At 29.2% G+C, this 3,094-nt stretch carries 3 protein-coding genes; all 3 read right to left on the bottom strand.

Features of this window, described 5'->3' with window-relative positions; all coding sequences use genetic code 11:
* Window positions 1–109 precede the first annotated feature (109 nt).
* Window positions 110–1,201: a glycosyltransferase WbsX family protein gene (locus V7161_RS29940; protein ID WP_335716404.1), complete on the bottom strand. Its 1,092-nt coding sequence runs from the start codon at window positions 1,199–1,201 to the stop codon at window positions 110–112.
* 23 nt (window positions 1,202–1,224) lie between these two features.
* On the bottom strand, window positions 1,225–2,187 hold the full coding sequence (locus tag V7161_RS29935; RefSeq protein ID WP_335716403.1) for a glycosyltransferase family 2 protein: 963 nt from the start codon (window positions 2,185–2,187) through the stop codon (window positions 1,225–1,227).
* 43 nt (window positions 2,188–2,230) lie between these two features.
* The coding region (locus tag V7161_RS29930; RefSeq protein WP_335716402.1) for a hypothetical protein at window positions 2,231–3,094 on the bottom strand (864 nt) is incomplete at its 5' end.

Genomic DNA, 3,094 nt, shown 5'->3' with positions numbered 1-3,094 from the left:
TTAAAAATCTGTTTAAAATAACTTTCACCCAGTTCTCAAATTACACAGTTTTACTAGAGCAAACAATGTAAGCAATCTTTTTAAGTATTCAATCTTTTTATTAATGGTCTCATTTTTTTGTTGCAGCATGTAAAGCTTCTAAATATCTAAATCCATTTTTTTTATCGGGTTCTAAATATGTTCCCTCTGCCCATTCATTCCAAGCATTAATAAATAAAAAGTCATTATTAAGTTCCCTTGATTTTTTAGCTTGTTTACTTAAATAATTTTCAAATTTTTCAACAGTGAAATCCTGAAGTATAAGTCCTTCATTGCCCTTACGCGCAGTATTATCCCAGTTAACAAATGCACCTAAGAAATCCTTTTCTCTGCGTTTAATTGTTTCTCTATTTAATATAGATTGCCATACTACGTCATAATTAATGGTATCTAATAAAGTTCTTGGAACTTTCTCTATACTTCCCTTTTTAAGGAGATTCCGTGCAACTTTTCTAGCTCCCCTTTTAATAAATTCCTGTTTTGGTATGTGGTGTTTAATAGTGTACATAGGTTCAAATTGTATACTGGCATTAAAGCCTTCCACAAACCTATTATCAAAAGAAGTTAACATTTCTATAAAATAAATTCCTTTAAATCCACATTCTACAGCTCTTCTATTCCAATATGAAAGCATGTCTGTACATTGTTCAATGCTGCTAGGCCTGTAAATAATAAATAACGGTTTATTTTCGACCTTAATATATCTTTCATCTTTAAATAACTGTAAAAGATAAATAAAATGTTCTTCCCAATCAGATTGATCACCGTAATCTTGCGGCATCAATATTTCCTTAGATTTTCCATCCCACGACCTTGTCCATGGCTCGTTTGCCCAAGCAGTACAGAATGGAAAGTCAATATTTTTATGTTGTACGTAATTTAAAATTGGCTTTTCTAACAATAGTTTTCCTTTAAACCAATAATGATAAAAACAAAAACCATATAAACCATATTCTTTAGCTAATTTAACTTGCCACTCCAATGTGCTAGCATCAGCTAAATTATAATAATTATCATTATACGGTTCCTTTGGTTGTGAATGACCCTCAAATAACGGTTTAGCTTTTTTAGTGTTCACCCACTCTGTAAAACCATTTCCCCACCATTCATTATTTTCCGGAATAACATGGAATTGAGGTAGATAAAAACTAATTATTTTCATGATATAACAACACTTCCATACGATTATTTAATAATGATTATATCCTTCAAAGCAGACTTATACCCATTTGAATAAAAAGTATATTTTAGTGTAATAAGTTCAATAAATACTGGTACAATCCTTTTAACTAGACTTTTTGGAAGTCTTGTTCTTTTAAGAAAATGCAAATACTTTTGTTCTAATTTACTCTGAAAAAAAGGAGATAAATTCAAACCAGGTTTTTTATTGATAAATTCAATTAAATCAACCATTTGCTTAGCGCCTTTTTCTGATAAATCACCTGTAGATAGGGCTTTTTTTACCTTTTCCGATAGATTATTAGTAGTTCCTATTTGATTAAAGTCATGTTGTCTGTATTTTATTAAGTTCTGATCAAGAACTTTAACTTTAGATACCATTGAAACAATAAGTGAAATCCAGGCATCATGTACCCATTCAGCTGAAAAAGGGGTAACTAATTCGATTACTCTTTTTCTAATGGACATCGTTGCACCAGTGACAACATTTCTTTTTAAAAACTCTTGATATGCATTTCCACAATTTATATTACTTATTTTGCGCTTGTTCAAGCCTACACTTTCAAATAAACTATATCCCTTACTCTCCAAATTGCTATTAACTATGTCAGCATCAGTAAATATCAAATCTAAGGAAGAGTCATTTTTATATTCATGTTCAATTATTTCAAGCTTGTTTGAATACCAAAAATCATCCTGATCAGAAAATACAATAATGTCACCAGTTGTACGGAGCAAAGCATTTTCAAAGTTCTTTACATACCCTAACCGCTCTGTATTAAAATTCAAAACAACTGGTACCTTGGTAGTTTCCTTCCATTTAGAGAGAATTTCTCTTGTATTATCAGAAGACCCATCATCATTAATAACAATTTCATCTGGCATTCTTGTTTGATTTACAATGCTGGAAAGTTGTTCTTCAACATATTTAGCTCCATTATAACAACAGACAATAACACTAATTCTCAAAATATCACCTTTATCTTAGAAAAGTATACTTCTTTGTAGAAGTCTAATTTAATTTAATCCGTTTTCCTTTTAATTTATTTAATTGAGCAAAGATGATAGGATAAATAAACGTGAAACCAAATGCACTATAAGTAAACATGTTTTCAAATGTTCCTAAAAGTATTAATGAACATAAAATTGCTAACCCTGTAACAAAATAATCATTCTCTTTTGGTGAGAAAAATATGAGAACCAAGAATAAGAAAATAATATGTGCAAAGATGAGCAATGGACCAAACCAGCCAAGTGCAATATACGAATTTGTAAACATGGTAATTGTAGTTAAATCATCCCTTATTAAATCATGATTAATCTTTTCTTCTGTCCATAATCGTTTGCTAAGAAAATCATAAATTAATTCATTTTTAAAAAATTTCATAAAGGAATCCAATTGGATATTATTATTGCTATGCCTATCAATATTGTACTGGAAATTAGCAAGTGAAACCGTGCTATAAAGATATGTCCAAAAAAATGGTGAAAGCAGTTCGTGATCTCTTACGTTATCACTGGCTCTCCCTACATTTAAAATTACTTCACTATCGAAGGCAGATTTTCCGTTTTGGATTTGACTATTTACTCTTATGTTTCCTAAAATTCCAAAAAGATAAAAGAAAACAGTAACTAATAAAACTAATTGAATTTTAGTTTTATTCTTAATTCTCCTTTTCTCATTTGAAAATAAGAAAATAAATAGGCTGCCTATAAAGATAAAAACTGATAAACTTCTATAATACATCAAAATTGGGATAGTATTACAAATCAAATAATATATTAGTAACATTTTTTTTCGGGTAGATATAAATTTGTGAAATAAATTCAATGTATAAAAATTTAAGAAAGTGATAAACAAAATATGAAAAGTAGG

Source organism: Neobacillus drentensis, assembly GCF_036965425.1.
GTDB classification, from domain to species: domain Bacteria; phylum Bacillota; class Bacilli; order Bacillales; family Cytobacillaceae; genus Neobacillus; species Neobacillus drentensis_F.
The sequence above is the reverse complement of the archived record's forward strand: the minus strand, read 5'-3'. Positions and strand labels throughout refer to the sequence as shown.